This window comes from Lactobacillus melliventris, assembly GCF_013346935.1.
Classification (GTDB): domain Bacteria; phylum Bacillota; class Bacilli; order Lactobacillales; family Lactobacillaceae; genus Lactobacillus.
In genome coordinates this window covers 1-17,086 of record NZ_JAAEEB010000002.1, presented here as the reverse complement: position 1 = coordinate 17,086, position 17,086 = coordinate 1, and the positions used below count along the sequence as shown (strand labels likewise).

The following is a 17,086-nucleotide window of genomic DNA, read 5'->3' as shown; positions in this document are numbered from 1 at the left end:
GACTAAGATTTCGCCTACTTAATTTATTTAACAGGACATGCACCAGATTCACAGTCGGTTTGATCAACTAACTCCAAATCTTTTTGATCATCGTTTTGCTCGGCAAATACTTGAGCAACATCACCGGTGATCTCAGCTTTTCTTTCTTCATATTTTTCTTTGTCAATAGGTTCTTTTGGCGCTTGTTTCAGTGAGCCACCATAATATGGCAATAAAGAAGTTGACTTAATCACATGCCGGTATTGTTTAAACAGCGGTGTAATCTTGTCCCCTTCATCGCTTTGGAAGGTAACCGTACAACTGACTGCGTTATCTGACCAGTAAGTTTGCAAAAAGGCTTGTGTTGCAAACTGTTCTTCAATTGAAACCGTGCCAGCTGAGGCAAAGTTCTTGCTGTCGGCGTGAGCTGCACGCAATGGGAATTCGACACAAGTTGTGTTTGGTGAGTAGATATCTGGTTCTGAGTAGTAACCGCAGGCATCGAGCGCTTTAAGCAGTGGATCAGAAGCTTGGAAGCGAATCCGTTGAATGAGGTAACCGGCATAGTGGAAGTGCATCCCTTCAGAAGCTCCAGCTAATTTGGCGACAGTACCTGAAGGCTTAACAGTAGTATGTTTAATCGACTCGTTGCAATTTAAGGTCTTGCTGTATTCCTTATCAGCATCAATGACTGCCTGGTAAGCGGAAGTGACCATTTTAATTCCCTGAGGATCGTAAATTGGCTTCTTAATCTTTTCACCGGTTTCTTCATCAACGCTGTCTTCAAAGCCGGTAACAACGCGGTGACCCAGGTCATTTAAGAGCCAGTCCTGAATGCCTGACATTGAAACACCAATTCTCCGGTTCTTGGAAATGATATTGCGGGATATTTCCCAGTCGTAGCTACTAAAGGTTACTCGTTTAGCAAAGCGAGTTGCCAATCTGAAAACATCTTTTAAATCCCAGTTTTCTTGTTCGGCAATATACGGGAATACTTCAAACAGGTTGCATGGTTCACCATTACCCAAGGAAATTTCTCCACAAGGGTTAGTACCTTCAACATCACCGTCAATATCTTTTTGATAACCGTCAATGATCCGGCCATAATTACGAGATAAATCCAGGTTAACTATTCCCGGTTCACCATTTTCTCTAATACCGTTTGCGATCGGTTCATATTCATCAAAGTTAGAATCAATGGCTACACTGTTGTTTGAGGCCCAACGGTGGTGGTAAAGTTTGTCTTTATCTTGTTTCATAGTGATAAAGTCTTGGTCGGTGCTTGTACCTAAAGCTAGTTCCGCTGACCTTCTTACATTACCAGCAACGACTGTTTTACCAATCAGGTTGCAGATATCTGTACAATCAACAGAAGTTAAGTTGCCGTCAGCCCGGTTGTTAATAATGTTGTTAATATCGAAAAACATTTCCACTAAGGGCATAGGACCAGAAGCGGTACCGCCAAAGCCGTGAATTTTAGCTCCGTAAGGACGAATTCTGCTGATGTCAAGTACCAGCTTGGTCTTATTCTCGGGATTAGTTTGATTGAAGTGCATGTCGATTAAACGGGCATTAGCTAAAACCCAACCTTCGCGAGTATCAGGCAAATTGTAATAAACGTAATCTGATTTGTCCTTGCTTTGCTTGGCCCATTCATCTTTATCCGTTGCACCAAGTTTAACTGAATCAGCGTATGAAGCGCTCTTTTTGTCAATTACAACCGTTAAATCGATTTTATTATCAACTGTAGGAATCTTTTTAATATTGTCTTGGACAACAGAAAAGCCAACGCCGCCACCTTTCATTGATTCGTCAAAAAGAAATGAAAAAGGCATTGAAACTGCTTCTTGCGTTTGACCTAAATAGTCGGGAACTATATGGCTATCACCGTATTTTTGCGGCCGAATAGCAATAAACCAGCAATTATTTAACGAGTCACCATTGCGCTTTTGGTAGTCGGTGCCGGAAACCCACAGATTACGTCCAGAAGGCGTTGCTCCTAAACCGTACACTAGTTTAAATAAATCCTTGGCTTCGTTTGTTAGTTCAGCGACTACTTCTTTTGAAGGAGTGCCTTTGAGACGAGGATCAAGGTTAATGTTGCCCTCAATTACACGTTTAACCGTTTCGTCCCAATTTTCGGAACGATTTTTTTCCGGAAGCCATCTGGCATAGGTTCGTTTATAAGTAACCCAGCCAAGTTCTCCCCAATGGGGGGTGACATTTTGTTTCACTTGATCAATGTAGCCCTGATCCAACGTTATGCTCGTATTTTTCATATTCAAAGTCACTCCTTAAAATTAATTATTGTTCCACAGATACATTATCTATGGTGTCCAATAGAACTATACCACAATATCTTGTATTTAATAGAGAAAAATTTAGTCTCAAACACAAGTAAAAGTCACAACGTGATGTGCGAGTAAGTTATCGAGGTTAATAAAAATCATATAGCATTCGCAAATATAAAAAAGCATAATAAGTTAAAAGTGATACTTATTATGCTTGAATATATGTTTAATTTTGGAGATAAACTAGCGTCTAACTAGGGCAAATATGAGAAAAATGACTCCCAGAAAAACAGCTACCGGAATCAGTAATTGAACAAAGAAAAAGAAGGTCAGAGCACAGGTCAGAAGGAAAAATAGAATTTTAAAAAAGCCAAGACCCATTTTGATAAAAAGCCAAATGAGAAACAAAACCAATAATAGTGTAAACATGCCCAATCACCCCTTTTGCTAAAATTAAAGGATATTATAGCTTATTTTGTGAAATAGCAGTAGCAATGCAACCCAAAATTTAAAAATAGTTAATTATGTTCTTTAGCTGTGAAATATTGTTATAATGAATCTCCACACTAATTTTTAGTGAATACGTGTTATATTCTGAGGAATAGTTGGAGAGGAAGAACATGCTTGCGTTATAAACAAATAATTTTTGATGTTGATGATACCTTAATTGACTTTGCTGCTACAGAGAGTTTTGCTCTGCAGAGTCTTTTTAAAGCGCATCAATGGCCGTTAACTGATGAGCTGCAGCGGGACTATCATGCATATAATCAAGGCCTGTGGCGTGAGCTTGAGCAGGGCAAGATCGACTATGAGCAGCTGAGTAAAATAGCTTTTGCCAATTTTATTAAAGCTAAATTCGGGATTGAAATTGACGGCTTAGCAGTAATGAACGAATACCGCTCTTATTTTAGTGAAGCTCACAAACTGCTGCCGGGTGTAGTTGATACTTTACGCTATGCCAAAAAGCAAAATTATGCATTGACTATTTTGAGTAATGGCGAAGCATATATGCAAAGACATCGGCTACAATTAGCCGGAATCGCTAATTATTTTTCGTTGATTGTGACGTCAGAAGAAGCAGGATTTGCTAAACCTGATGCCCGTATCTTTGATTACTTTTTTGCTCATACTAAAATTGGCCCAGAGCAAACTGTTTTCTTTGGTGATGGCTTGCAGTCAGACATATTGGGTGCAGAAAAATATGGCTTTGACAGTATTTGGTATAACCACCGGAAACGGAAAAATACGATGAACTTGCATCCGTTATACGAAGTAACTACCTATCCTGAATTTGTGGCTTTACTTAAAAGCGACTTCCAAAAACAACCGCAATAATTGCTATCTTTTACTGTAGAAGTATAGTTCAATCCGGTATAATGATGGGAGAGGTGAAAAATTATGACTAGCAAAATTCATTCTTTAAATGATACTTATGAACTAAATAATGGCGTCAAAATACCGGTTATCGGACTGGGAACCTGGCAAACTCCTGACGGTGAAGTTGCTCAAAAAACCGTTGAGAATGCACTGGATCTGGGCTACCGGTTAATTGATACTGCTGCCGCATATGGTAACGAAGAAAGTATTGGCCGGGGAATCAAAGTAAGTGGAGTGAACAGACATGATTTGTTTGTGACCACTAAGTTGTGGAATGACCACCACGGCTATCAAAAAACTAAAGCTGCCATTGACGAAAGCTTGACTAAGTTAGACTTGGATTATCTTGATTTGTATCTAATCCATTGGCCTAATCCGGCTCCTGTACGTGATCACTGGGCTGAATTAAATGCGGAGAGCTGGCAAGCAATGGAAGAAGCAGTACAGGCAGGAAAAATTCGTGCAATTGGAGTCTCTAATTTTAGACGCAAGCATTTGGCTGAACTACTGAAAACTGCCAAAATTCGTCCGGCCGTCAATCAAATTTACTTGAATCCTAGTGATATGGAGGAAGACGTAACAGCTTATAACAAAGAGCTGGGTATTCTCAGTGAAGCTTACTCACCACTAGGCAGAGGAGATTTATTTGCCAACGAAACAGTAGTTTCTGTAGCCCAACACTATGATAAAAGTCCAGCACAAGTCCTGTTACGCTGGTCGTTGCAACATGGCTTTGTTCCCTTACCAAAATCGGTCCACCGCGAGCGTCTTGAATCCAACTTACAAGTCTTTGACTTTACTATATCTGAAGAAGATATGGCTAAACTTGATGGTTTGCATGGAGCAGGTAAGTTAGCAAACGATCCAGATCAAACGGATTTTTAAAAGGTGAATAAGTGATGAAAATTGGCTTTATTGGGGCTGGTAAGATTGGCGCCGCAATTATTAAGGGCTTGTTAAATGCTAAAAATCCCAGTGAAGATATCTATGTTTTTGACGGTGGACAGCACCATACAGCGCAAAAACTTGCAGCTAAGCTGCACTTAACCTTAATCAATAATTATGATGATTTTAAGGATTGTCAAGCAGTGGTAGTTGCAGTGGGCGGCTCAATTACTGCAACCATCATCAAAAATTTAGGCCAAAAATATCATGGCATAATTTTGTCAACTGGTGGTGGTGACCTGACGCAGATTAATGAAAATCTTCCGCAAGGCACTACCTTTGCCAAAGTTGTACCCAACACACCTGTTCAAATTGGTGCTGGAATTACTGTTATTAGTTTTCTGCCAGATGAAAAGCCGGAAATAGTTGCTGCTGTGAAAAAGATTTTTACTCAAATGGGAGCAGTATATGTCGTACCCGAAAACTTACTGGGTATCTATGGTACGGTAGCCGGGTGCACACCTGCTTACGTTGATTTGCTGGTTGCAGCTCTTAGTGATGCCGCTGTACAAAATGGCGTTAAGCGGGCAGAATCATACGAAATAGTTAACCAAATGCTTTTGGGTACCAGTAAATTAGCATTAGCTAGTAAAAAGCTGCCTGAAGAATTAAAAGATGAGGTCACTACGCCAGGTGGCTCTACTATTAGAGGCGTCACCAAACTGGAAGAAATGGGCTTTAGAAACGCATTAATTCAAGCTGTTAATGCTTCTGCTAATTAAATTAAGCCTAAAAAAGACATCAGATAATTTTATCTGGTGTCTTTTTGTATTATTTGAAATGTTAAAAGTGTATTTAAGAAGGGAAATAAGTGTAGAAATTAAAACTCTTTGTCTAAATCAACTGGAGTATCAGCTTTTTCACCCTTAATTAACTTCAAGTTGTTGTCAAAGGCCTTAACGACCATGTTGCGTACAGCGTGAGTAGTGTAGAAGGCTGTGTGTGGTGTAACCAAAACATTTGGCCGTGCGATTAAGTCAGCCAGACGCTTGTCAGGAAATTCTTTGCCACTAAAGTCACTGTTGAAAATACCAACTTCGTTTTCGTAAGTATCCATTACGAAGCCAAAAATCTTGCCTGAATCAAGACCGCGCACAACTGCATCTGTATCAACTAATGGTCCACGAGAAACGTTGACGATCACAACGCCGTCCTTCATCTTCTTGATTGAATCATCGTTAATCATGTGAACATTTTCTGGAGTATCAGGAACGTGAAGTGAAATAACGTCAGCCTTAGCGTAAAGCTCATCTAAGTCGTCAACGTAGTAGCCCTTCTTTTCCAATTCTGGGTTCTTGAAAATATCGTAGGCAATAACTTTAGCGCCAAAGCCTTCCATAATTCTCATGAATACTTGACCAATATGACCAGTACCAACGACACCAACTGTTTGGTCACGTACTTCACGACCGATTGTAGGTGCCCAGCGAAGATCATGCTTAGCGATTTTTTCATCCATTGCCTTATCTTGACGTAAAACTCTGGCAGCCTGAATGGCAGCATGTTCAGCAATGGCATCTGGTGAATAAACAGGAACATTAGTGATCTTGAAGCCTAATTCTTTAGCTTTCTTTAGGTCGATATTGTCAATACCAACGTTACGGATTGACCAGTTATGAATACCTAATTTATCCAAAGCTTCAATTGTATCAGCTTTATAATCAAGTTGCTGGTAAGTTACGACACCATCAGCACCTTTAGCTAATTCAGCTGTTTCAGGGGTAAGAAGTTGGTCAGTGTAATCAACCTCAACATCCTTGTGAGCTTCCTTCCATTCATGTACATATGGTTCCTCATCTTTACGAATGGCATAAGCATAAATTTTAGTCATAAAATCTAACCTCCAAAGATTATTATTGTTATCTCTTGTGCTATTATACACTTGCTTAAAATGATTTAAAAATATAAAATTGTGAAAAATAAATTTTTGCAAAAACCGCGCCGCAGTAGTAATCGCTTACAATATTGTGTATCAAGGGATTAAGCAATATTAAAAAAATTACGAATTTTTTTGCCGAGGTCGTGAAAAAAATAACAGCATTTTTGAGCTAATCAGATAAAATTTTATGTCAAAATAGTACTGGTAAAATTACTGAAATTTTGAGTCCCCGTGAAAAAACTATATAATGAAAGAAATGAATAATAAGGAGAAGAATATGATCTTAATTTCGTGGAATATCGACTCACTAAATGCTGCTTTAACCGGAACTTCCTCGCGTGCAGTGGAGACACGTAAGGTTTTAGAAAAAATACATGCCCAAAATGCAGATATTGTTGCCATTCAAGAAACCAAATTACGCTCCACAGGTCCTACTAAAAAACATTTGGAAATATTAACTAAAGAGTTCCCTGAATATGATATAGTCTGGCGTTCATCAGAAGAACCAGCTCGTAAAGGTTACGCCGGGACTATGTTTTTATATAAAAAAGAACTTAAGCCTAAAGTAACTTATCCTATTATTGGAGCACCGGAGCCAATGGATCACGAAGGCAGAATCATTACTTTAGAGTTTCCTGAGTATTTTGTCACACAAGTATATACCCCCAATTCTGGTAATGGCCTTAAGCGCCTAGATGACCGGCAAGTGTGGGATGAAAAATACATCGCATATTTGCAACAACTAGATCAAGAAAAACCGGTCTTGGCTAGTGGTGATTATAATTGTGCGCACCATGAAATCGACCTGAAGCATCCTGATACTAATCATCATTCTGCCGGCTTTACTGATGAAGAACGGGCAGATTTTACCAAAATGCTTAAAGCCGGTTTTACGGATACTTTTAGAAAACTTCACGGCAACGTTGAAGGGGTCTATTCTTGGTGGGCTCAAAGGGTAAGAACTGCCAAAGCAAACAACTCAGGCTGGAGAATTGATTACTGGCTGACAAGCAATAGAGTTGCTGACAAGGTCAAGCGTTCTGAAATGATGGACACAGGAGCGCGCGCTGATCATTGCCCAATTTTATTAGAAATAGACTTATAAATAGCTAACAAAAGAGAGCCAAAGGGTTGATGTGATCCCTAAAATTAGGACAAATTAAGGGTCACATCAGGTTGGGTTTCTTTTTCTTTTGTGTAAAATAATTTTGAGGTGATGAGTATGGATGAGCCCTTGCAAGACGCCATTCTTAACGGTTTATATGATTCCCGTTATCCGGGACATGAAGTATTAGGACCAAAGCTCCTGCAAAATAATAAGCAGGAGAACATTTGGCTGACTTTGCGCCAAGAGCTGCTCAGCTGCAACACTTTTACCTGGGCAGTGGCTTTTGTGACGCAGGATATGCTCGTTCCCTTTAAAGTAGTCATGGCTGATTTGGCTAAAAGAAACGTTACGGGTACGTTAATTACAGGCGACTATCTAGGATTTAACAACCCCAAAGTCTTTCGGGAATTAATGAAGATTAGCAACTTAACGGTAAAGATTACGCCGCAAGCAGGTTTTCACGCTAAGGGTTATCTCTTTGACCATGACGACTGGCAAACTTTGGTTATTGGCAGTGCTAATTTTACCCGTGCGGCACTTTTAAGTAATTATGAGTGGGCTTTGAAAATTAGTTCGAAGAATAATGCGACACTGACAAAACAAATTGCTAAACAGCTGCATGAATTAAAAAAGACGAGCATGCCATTATCCGCAAGCTGGATAAGAGAATATGAACAAAATTGGGTAAAGCCACAACCGCATTCCCAGGTTCATGTTAATGAAGCAGCTAAAATTGTACCAAATAAGATGCAGCAGGAAGCACTGCATGAACTAAAGGGACTAGTTGATGGTGGGCAAAAACGCGGCCTGGTAGTTTCAGCGACTGGAACTGGGAAAACGTATTTGGGGGCTTTTGCGGTTAAAGATTTTAAACCGCGCAAGTTTCTTTATGTAGTCCATCGTGAACAAATTGCCAAAAAAGCTTTAAAAAGTTTTTACCAGGTAATTGGCGGGAAGTTAGCCGATTATGGCTTGTTAACCGGACATAAGCACCAGCTTGAGCGCAAATATGTTTTTGCCACCGTGCAGACTTTAAGTCAGCCGGAAGTACTTGCCAGCTTAAGCGCAACAACTTTTGATTACATTTTGATTGATGAGGCCCACAGAGCAGCTGCACCAAGTTACCAGCGCATTTTTGCTAAGTTTAAGCCGCAATTTTGGTTGGGGATGACTGCCACGCCAGAAAGAATGGACGATCAAGATGTTTACCGCCTCTTTGATTATAATCTAGCTTATGAAATCCGCTTGCGGGAAGCATTGGAAGAAAAAATGCTGGCTCCTTTTCATTATGTGGGCGTTGCAGACTATGAAGTTGATGGTGCAAGCATTGATGAGACCGCCAACTTACGCAGATTACTGGCGCCCGAGCGGGTTGACTATGTCTTAAAGCAGCTGGATTATTACGGCTACTGTGGCTCTCAAGCTAAAGGACTGGTCTTTTGCAGCCGTCAAGAAGAAGCACGCGAATTAGCACAGGCTTTTTCAGAGCGCAAGCATCCGGCAATCGCCTTAACTAATGAAGACAGTGAAAAAAGAAGACTGCAAGTGGTCAGGCAGCTGGAACAAGGTAAAATTGATTACATCATTACCGTTGATCTCTTTAATGAGGGCATTGATATTCCGGCTTTAAATCAGATAATTATGTTGCGGAATACGCAGTCCAGTATTGTTTTTATCCAGCAGCTAGGTCGGGGCTTACGTAAATATCCCGGTAAAGATTATGTTACGGTCATCGACTTTATCGGTAACTATAAAAATAACTATTTAATTCCGATCGCTTTGAATCAGGATGACAGTCGTTCGCAGGATAAGGCACGTGAAGAAAGTGTGCTCCCGAGCTTTATTGATGTTTCAACGATTAACTTTAGCCAAATTGCTTCTGCCAAAATTTTGGCTTCGCTAGATAAGATTAAATTAGACAGCATTAAAGAATTGCGGCAGTCTTACCAAGAATTAGCTGAAAAGATAGGGCGTCCGCCCTTGCTATTTGATTTTTATCGTTACGGTTCAACTTCACCAATGGTCTTTGCCAATAATCATAGTCTTGGGCACTATGGCGAGTTTCTAGCCAAGATGGGTGAGCCTGTAAAATTGAATGGTTATGAGAGTGCGGTTTTATCTTTTGTTACTAAAGAATTATTGAATGGCAAAAGGCCACATGAACTGTTACTTTTGCAACTACTTTTAGAAAAAGAGCAGGTTAGTCAGGAAGAATTTGAGAAAAAGCTGCATGATTATGGTGCTTATGTTAATGAGAAAGTGCTGACATCAGTAGAAGACATTCTTTCATTAAGCTTTTTTGACATTAAGCAGGGCAAGACAACCAAGAAAGAACAATATGGCGGCCAGCCGCTTGTGGTTAAAGCTGATTTACTGGATTATGCATTAGCACCGCAATTGACGCAGTCTCTTTTGCAAAATAATACTTTTAAAAAATTGTTTGTTGATGTGATTAAAACCGGTTTGGCAATGAATCAAAAATATGATAACCAAAAGCAATTTACTCTTTACGAGCAATACGATCGTAAAGATGCTTGTCGGTTGCTCAATTGGCCTTTAGATGTTTCTGCACCAATGTATGGCTACCGTGTGGACGAGCATGAAACTCCTATTTTTATCACTTATCAAAAAGATTCAAAGAAAAAGCGCAATGCTTTATACCATAATACGCTAGAAGACGGCCGCTGTTTGCGCTGGTATACGCGATCGCCACGTCATCTAGAATCAGATGAGGTGCAGAGATTGCTTAATACGCCGCAAATGAAGTTGCTGCTTTTTGTTAAGAAGAGTGATGCGATTGGCAAGCAGTTTTACTATTTAGGACAGGTAGATATTCAAAAAGATACGGTCAAAGAAGAATTGCTAGGGCCGAAGAAAAAAGCAGCGGTAGGGATGAATTTATTATTAGAAAAGCCATTGAGTACCAAAATGTATGAGTTATTATTTGATGAATAAGAAAAAGTCTAAGAATTAATTTTCTTAGATTTTTTGTGTTAGCTGTAACGTTTCAAGAGTCACCATTCTAGAATTTTTACTTGATAACACAGATAAAAAATATTAAATAAATATTAATAAAATTATCTATTTTACCAATATTATGTTAAAATACTATAAAATTTAAATAAGTAGGCCATAAAAAGGAGGTAACAAAATGGCAGAACGTAACCTTAAAGATGCAGATCAAAATAAAGCAATTCATGCTATGCGTCAAGAACATCGAATTAATCGAGTTGTTTTACCAATTGCGGCTCTATATGTAGTCTTTTTAATGTGGACAGCATTAACTAATTTTAGTTTGGCTCTTAAAATTGCTACAGTTGCATTTTTTATTACACTTGTCTATTTCGCTATCTCTGATACGATGTATCTGTATGACAAAATCAAAAAGAAACGTGAAAAATAATTTTAACTTTTAAATATTAAAAACTTAAACATAAAGTAAAAAGTTGATAAATTACCTTGTGACTACAAACTCCGAAATTGAAACAATTTCGGGGTTTTTATTATACCTAAATTATTTCGGCATAAGTAAATCTTTTTAACACAAGCACTAATAACGTGAAATGTAGCTGCTATCTTATTATTCAAGGATCAAATAAGCTAGTCATAGTCTGATGTGAATTCCAAATAGTTATATTTAAGTACAAAATTATTTGGATATGGTGGAATAAAATCTGATACTAAAGACCTTACCAGACTCTTGTTCTGTGTATGAGAACCCTATTCGAATAACAAAAATTGGCTCGTAACTGTTGTTACTTTTAAAATATTTCTAGCAATATACTGTTTTTTACTTTTAAAATGTTATTATTACCTTATCTTTTTATTTTATTTCTTTAATTTGTGAAAGGTTTAATTATGGTTTGACAATGAACTCTAAATCCAACTGCCACCATCGGGGTAAATTAATATTTACTAGCTTAGCTGCTGCTACTTTAGGCTTAATTATTATGTCTCCTGATATGGCTAAAGCTGATACTTTAGTTGATTCTGCTGCTGCTAAAAAGCAACAAACTCAAAGCAGCTCCCTACCGGCTAGCAATAATAATCAGACAGCAGCTTCAGCTGATAGTTCTGCTGCTAATAATAATCAAGCAAGTACTACTTCTGAAGCTGCAGCTAGCAATGTAGCGCAACCCTCAACATCTCCTAGCAGTGGAACTCAAGACTCTAATGAACTGCCAGCTGCGGGCGAAAAAGCTAAAGGAATTACCCCGCGTTCTATTTTGACAATCTCCTGGAGCGGAATTAATGTAACTTTGGATACTGCTACTGGTATATTAACTATACCAGGTGGTACGGTGACTAATCCTAGGGCTATTTTTCTGATTTTTGAAAAATATTATTATGATTATAAATCTCTTAAGAAAATTAGGATCACCGGACCGTTAAAAGTTATTGGTACCGCTAGTTATATGTTCGCTTTTTTTGAAAACCTAACTGAAATTAGGGGCTTAAATCAAGTTGATACTTCCGAAGTGACTAATATGAGCTTTATGTTTTTTGGCTGTCAAAATTTAAGTTCTTTAGATTTAAGCAATTTTAATACTACTAAAGCCACCTCTATGGCAGAAATTTTTTGGAATTGTAAAAAATTAACTAATTTGAATGTCAGTAGTTTCGATACTTCTAAAGTAAATGATATGTATGATATGTTTAACGGATGTGAGAATTTAGAGCATCTTGATTTGCGTGGCTTTAACACCAATAAAGTAACTAATATGTCTATGATGTTTGCCGGTTGTAAAAAGTTATCTAACGTAGACTTACACAGTTTTGATACCTCTAATGTTACTATTATGAGCTTTATGTTTTCCAATTGTCAAAGTTTAACCAGTCTTGATTTGCGTAATTTTAATACTGCTAAAGTTACTGATATGTCATATATGTTTCCTAGTACTAACAGTTTAACCAGTCTAGACTTAAGTAATTTTGATACTGGTAAAGTTACTGATATGAGGGGTATGTTTAGGTTCTCCACAAACTTAAAAACTTTAAATATTAGTAGTTTCCAAATGGCTCAGGTGACTAGTAAAAGTGAAATGTTAAAAAGTATACCTAAATTGTCTACTTTAGTTTTGGGTCCTAAGAATTATTTACAGGGAACTGGACTTGATGTATCCGGCGTTTGGTTGAACGTAGGCAATGGTACAGTAGATAAACCCCAGGGAAATAAGAGCTGGACTTCTAGTCAATTAATGAGTAACTATTCCGGGAGCAGAGACCAAGATACGTATGTCAGGTTAGGCGGTGCAGTTACAGTCCACTACCGTGATGAAACTGGTGCAACACTGGCTCCAGATCAAATTTTAAGTGGAAAAATCGGTGACTCTTATAGCAGCGAACCCCAAAATATTGCTGGCTATGTGGTAAAAACCACTCCTGCAAATGCTAAAGGAACTTATACAGATAAAGTCCAGGAAGTCACTTATGTTTATACTAATCAGGTTAAAGTGCTGGTCCATTACGTTGACCAGGACGGCAAGCCAATTGCGGGTGCGCCTGACCAGACGATAAGCGGTATCATTGATCAGCCTTATCCAGATAATGTTGTTAAAGATATCAAAGGTTATATTTTGAAGTCCAAACCGAGCGGTAAATTCTCTGGCACGGAAACTGAAGTCACTTATGTTTACACCAATCAAGTCAAAGTGCTGGCTCACTATGTTGACCAGAACGGCAAGCCTGTTGCCGATGATGACACTTTAAATGGAAAGATTGGTGATGATTATCCAGATAAAACGATTGAAGGTTATGTAATTCAAACAAAACCAAGTGGTAAGTTCTCTGGTACTGAAACCGAAGTCACTTATGTTTACACCAACCAGGTCAAGGTACTGGCCCACTATGTTGATCAGGACGGTAAGCCAATTGCCGATGATGACACTTTGGCTGGCAAGATTGGCGATGATTATCCCGCAAAGGAAATTGCCGGTTATGTAATTCAAACAAAACCGACTGGCAAGTTTTCAGCGTCAGTAACCGCAGTCACCTATGTTTACACTAACCAGGTTAAGGTGCTGGCCCACTATGTTGACCAAGACGGCAAACCAATTGCCGATGATAAAACACTAAGTGGCAAGATTGGTGATCCTTATCCGGACAGTGCTGTTAAAGATATAAAAGGTTATATTTTGAAGTCCAAACCGAGCGGTAAATTCTCTGGTACCGAAACCGAAGTCACTTATGTTTACACAAACCAAGTCAAGGTGTTAGCCCATTACGTTGACCAGGACGGTAAACCGATTGCTAGTGTTCCTGATGAAACACTGAGTGGCAAGATTGGCGATGACTATCCTAATAAAACGATTGAAGGTTATGTAATTCAAACAAAGCCAAGTGGCAAGTTTTCAACGACAGTAACCGAAGTCACTTATGTTTACACTAACCAGGTCAAGGTGCTGGCGCACTATGTTGACCAGGATGGTAAGCCAATTGCTGGTGTAACCGATGAACAACTAACAGGTGCTATTGGTGACCTCTATCCCGACAGTGCTGTTAAAGATATCAAAGGTTATACTTTGAAAACAAAGCCAACTGGCAAATTCTCTGGTACCGAAACCGAAATCACTTATGTTTACACTAAAAATGCCCCGGTTAACCCTGGCGATGCTGCTGGCAGGCAACCAATTGTGGGTGGCTCGGTTACGGTCCACTATCAAGATGAAACCGGCAAGCAACTTGCACCTGATCAGATTTTAACCGGTAATGTCGGTGAAGGTTATCTTACGCAAGAAGTAGCTCTGGCTGGCTATAAGCTGACCCAAAGACCAGCTAATGCGACTGGCTTTTATACCGCCAATCCGCAAAGTGTCACCTATATTTACTCGCAAAATGTCACAGGGCAAGCTGCAGTGAGGAGAACAGTTTTTCATAATTCCTACCTGTACGACCAAAATGGCAGCCGTAAAACTGGTGAATACTTTATGGGCAAGACTATTTGGACCTATGGCACTAAAGTTATTCAGGGCAAGAAGTATTACGATTTAGGCCAGGATAACTATGTTAAGGCTACTAATGTTTCGGGCGTTAAGCGCAAGCTAAGACGCAACAGCTATATTTACAATAAAGCAGCTAAAAAGTTGCAGCGAAAGGCATTAAAGAAGGGCCAAAGAATAAAAACTTATGGCGCAGCTGTTAAGATCCACCGGAAGCTATACTATATCGTAGGGAAAAACCAATACGTCAAAAAGAGTAACTTTTAATAAATATTACAAGTAACAAATAAGAGTTAGGAAATTCTCCTGGCTCTTATTTGTTTTAAACCGAATTCATCGTAATTAAATGATTTTAGAAGTTAAGCTAAATCAAAGAGTTGATAACTAAAACTAACGCGCGACGAAAGTATTAGGCTTGATGTGCTGCAATATTTCGTAGCCTACATCTTTTTGGTCATTTTCATTATCATCAGTTTGATTTAAAAACATCACAATACCGTTTTGATTATCTGCAGTGAGCTGCATCCAGGTACCAAAATGAACCCCTTTAAAACTCCCATAGGCGTTTTTAATATTATCGTTATTATATAAATAAAGTCCGCCCGAATAATTAACTACTTTGCTTTTTAAGTGTGTTAGATAATAAAAATCGTTTTTATTAAGAATAGAGCCATCTGTTAAACCAACTTGCATTTTGTAATATTCTTCTGTAGTAGTAAATAGATTACCAGCACCTGGAATCTGTGAAACTAAACTCTTTTTAAGATAAGCGGCTTTTTGATAATTTTTACCACCATTTGAATAGTATGAAATGGGGTCTGTTTTACTTTTAGGAATGTTTTGGTAAAGATATGTATTTTGCAAGTTCAGCTTGTCAATAATTCGACTTTGGATATTATCCGCATACGATCTACCGGTGATTTGCCTGATAATGCCTGTAAGTAAAATATAATTACTATTATTGTAATGATAATTACCTATTGTGTCGGATGGAGAAGAATTAATGTTGTTAACTACCCAGTTAATTGCTTTTTCTTCCGAATAGTTTCGGTCCCTGTCTACTTCGGTTTTAGTCGCCATAATGCCGGAAGTATGAGTTAACAGATTGCCTACAGTGATATTATCCGCATTTTTGAGGTTAGGGTACCAGCGAGATATTTTGGTATATTGGGTGAAGGAATTATTAGTGCCCTTGGTTTCGTTAATTAACTGGACTACCATGGCCGCAGTTATTACTTTTTGCAAAGAAGCTGTCGGATAGACGACTTGGCTATTGCCGTTGCCGATACGCTTACCATACCAAGCATAACCATAGCTAATTGTCTGTGGTACACCGTTTTTAACAACGGTGACAATGCCGCGAACATGATGTTTTTGCAAGGTATTTCTGACAAAATTATACATTTCTGTCTGCGTGCTGCTTGGTGCTGCTTTGACTTGTGTAGTAGAAACAGCGGCTAGGGGTGTAGCGGCCATAGTTAAGGACGTGACTAGTGTAATGATTTTATGTTTCAAAATAGTTTTAATCTCCTTAAAAAGATAGTTGTATTATAAAACTTTTAAATTAATTAGGTTATACGAAAGGATTAAGTTTAGATAACGTTTGCTAGTTTTAAGATACGAAATTGTGACAAATAAAGAAGAGATGAGACAAATATTTCAAGGAAATTGTGGGGCAATTCTAACTAGATTACGGCGAAGCTAGGCTAATTAATTGAGCAAAAATAATTCAAATATAATGAAGAAATATTTTTATTTCAAAAAAATGCAAAAAAGACTTGCAAAAAAGAAAAATACTTGCTAGTATTAATAACTGTCGTCGGGCAATGAGCCGCAAGGCAAGAGCACGAAGACAGCGTTAAAAAATCAAGCAAAAGCAGTTGACAAAAGTCAATTGTTTTAGTAAGATAATAAACGCTGTCCGGTAAGACGGCAAAAATAAGTCGGAAAAAAGTGCTTGACAAAAGCAAAAGAATCTGGCAAAATAAACAAGCTGCTTTAAAGCAGCGGGTAGTACCTTGAAAACTGAACAATGTTTTCGCAAAAATGTGCGGGTTTAAAGAACCCAAAACAAAAGAGCGAAGTCAATTTCGCAAGCAAATAAATCCGAGATGCGAATCTTGGAACGAATGAGCAAACATTCAAACAAACATTTAAAAAATGAGAGTTTGATCCTGGCTCAGGACGAACGCTGGCGGCGTGCCTAATACATGCAAGTCGAGCGAGCAATTTTGACGGAATACTTCGGTAGGAAGTCAGAAGCGCGAGCGGCGGATGGGTGAGTAACACGTGGGCAACCTGCCCTTTAGCTTGGGATACCACTTGGAAACAGGTGCTAATACCAAATAAGCAGCAAGAGCGCATGCTCAAGCTGAGAAAGGCGGCTTTCGAGCTGTCACTAAAGGATGGGCCCGCGGTGCATTAGCTAGTTGGTAAGGTAAGGGCCTACCAAGGCGATGATGCATAGCCGAGTTGAGAGACTGACCGGCCACATTGGGACTGAGACACGGCCCAAACTCCTACGGGAGGCAGCAGTAGGGAATCTTCCACAATGGACGCAAGTCTGATG

General features: G+C 38.9%; 10 protein-coding genes and 1 rRNA gene. 8 read left to right on the top strand and 3 right to left on the bottom strand.

The annotated features are described in order from the left end of the window. Positions 1–23: 23 nt before the first annotated feature. Positions 24–2,258: a ribonucleoside-triphosphate reductase, adenosylcobalamin-dependent gene (gene nrdJ / locus GYV61_RS01640; RefSeq protein ID WP_174794505.1), complete on the bottom strand. Its 2,235-nt coding sequence runs from the start codon at positions 2,256–2,258 to the stop codon at positions 24–26. A gap of 636 nt (positions 2,259–2,894) precedes the next feature. On the opposite strand from nrdJ, the gene GYV61_RS01635 reads away from it, so the two are divergent. The 3 genes from GYV61_RS01635 to GYV61_RS01625 all read left to right on the top strand — a co-directional run bounded on the left by GYV61_RS01635 (position 2,895) and on the right by GYV61_RS01625 (position 5,314). Then, positions 2,895–3,605, top strand: a complete 711-nt coding sequence (locus GYV61_RS01635) for a YjjG family noncanonical pyrimidine nucleotidase (protein WP_174794504.1) — start codon at positions 2,895–2,897, stop codon at positions 3,603–3,605. Between the two features lie 63 nt (positions 3,606–3,668). Beyond that, complete coding sequence (locus GYV61_RS01630; protein ID WP_046324085.1) at positions 3,669–4,532, top strand: aldo/keto reductase; 864 nt, start codon at positions 3,669–3,671, stop codon at positions 4,530–4,532. Positions 4,533–4,546: 14 nt separating this feature from the next. Next, the gene (locus tag GYV61_RS01625; protein WP_174794503.1) at positions 4,547–5,314 is read left to right on the top strand and encodes a pyrroline-5-carboxylate reductase family protein; all 768 of its coding nucleotides are present in this window, start codon (positions 4,547–4,549) and stop codon (positions 5,312–5,314) included. A gap of 98 nt (positions 5,315–5,412) precedes the next feature. Here GYV61_RS01625 and GYV61_RS01620 read toward each other — a convergent pair whose 3' ends face one another. Beyond that, on the bottom strand, positions 5,413–6,423 hold the full coding sequence (locus GYV61_RS01620) for a D-2-hydroxyacid dehydrogenase (RefSeq protein WP_110445395.1): 1,011 nt from the start codon (positions 6,421–6,423) through the stop codon (positions 5,413–5,415). Positions 6,424–6,748: 325 nt separating this feature from the next. On the opposite strand from GYV61_RS01620, the gene GYV61_RS01615 reads away from it, so the two are divergent. The 4 genes from GYV61_RS01615 to GYV61_RS01600 all read left to right on the top strand — a co-directional run bounded on the left by GYV61_RS01615 (position 6,749) and on the right by GYV61_RS01600 (position 14,784). Beyond that, positions 6,749–7,576, top strand: coding sequence for an exodeoxyribonuclease III (locus GYV61_RS01615; RefSeq protein WP_110445396.1), 828 nt, complete (start codon positions 6,749–6,751; stop codon positions 7,574–7,576). A gap of 117 nt (positions 7,577–7,693) precedes the next feature. Further along, positions 7,694–10,534: a DEAD/DEAH box helicase gene (locus GYV61_RS01610; protein ID WP_174794502.1), complete on the top strand. Its 2,841-nt coding sequence runs from the start codon at positions 7,694–7,696 to the stop codon at positions 10,532–10,534. Positions 10,535–10,730: 196 nt separating this feature from the next. After that, positions 10,731–10,982 carry a hypothetical protein gene (locus GYV61_RS01605; protein WP_046324090.1) on the top strand — a complete coding sequence of 84 codons (252 nt, stop codon included), beginning with the start codon at positions 10,731–10,733 and terminating at the stop codon, positions 10,980–10,982. 466 nt (positions 10,983–11,448) lie between these two features. Beyond that, positions 11,449–14,784, top strand: coding sequence for a MucBP domain-containing protein (locus tag GYV61_RS01600; RefSeq protein ID WP_174794501.1), 3,336 nt, complete (start codon positions 11,449–11,451; stop codon positions 14,782–14,784). Positions 14,785–14,907: 123 nt separating this feature from the next. Here the strand turns inward: GYV61_RS01600 and GYV61_RS01595 are convergent, their stop codons facing one another. Then, complete coding sequence (locus tag GYV61_RS01595) at positions 14,908–16,032, bottom strand: serine hydrolase domain-containing protein (protein WP_420870782.1); 1,125 nt, start codon at positions 16,030–16,032, stop codon at positions 14,908–14,910. Between the two features lie 641 nt (positions 16,033–16,673). Here GYV61_RS01595 and GYV61_RS01590 point away from each other — a divergent pair. Continuing rightward, positions 16,674–17,086, top strand: a 16S ribosomal RNA gene (locus GYV61_RS01590); the annotation flags it as partial.

Bases quoted from the DNA above. Each gene is read 5' to 3' on its own strand.
- nrdJ (WP_174794505.1), bottom strand. From the start codon at position 2,258: ATGAAAAATACGAGCATAACGTTGGATCAGGGCTACATTGATCAAGTG.
- GYV61_RS01630 (WP_046324085.1), top strand. From the start codon at position 3,669: ATGACTAGCAAAATTCATTCTTTAAATGATACTTATGAACTAAATAAT.
- GYV61_RS01625 (WP_174794503.1), top strand. From the start codon at position 4,547: ATGAAAATTGGCTTTATTGGGGCTGGTAAGATTGGCGCCGCAATTATT.
- GYV61_RS01620 (WP_110445395.1), bottom strand. From the start codon at position 6,423: ATGACTAAAATTTATGCTTATGCCATTCGTAAAGATGAGGAACCATAT.
- GYV61_RS01615 (WP_110445396.1), top strand. From the start codon at position 6,749: ATGATCTTAATTTCGTGGAATATCGACTCACTAAATGCTGCTTTAACC.
- GYV61_RS01610 (WP_174794502.1), top strand. From the start codon at position 7,694: ATGGATGAGCCCTTGCAAGACGCCATTCTTAACGGTTTATATGATTCC.
- GYV61_RS01605 (WP_046324090.1), top strand. From the start codon at position 10,731: ATGGCAGAACGTAACCTTAAAGATGCAGATCAAAATAAAGCAATTCAT.
- GYV61_RS01600 (WP_174794501.1), top strand. From the start codon at position 11,449: ATGAACTCTAAATCCAACTGCCACCATCGGGGTAAATTAATATTTACT.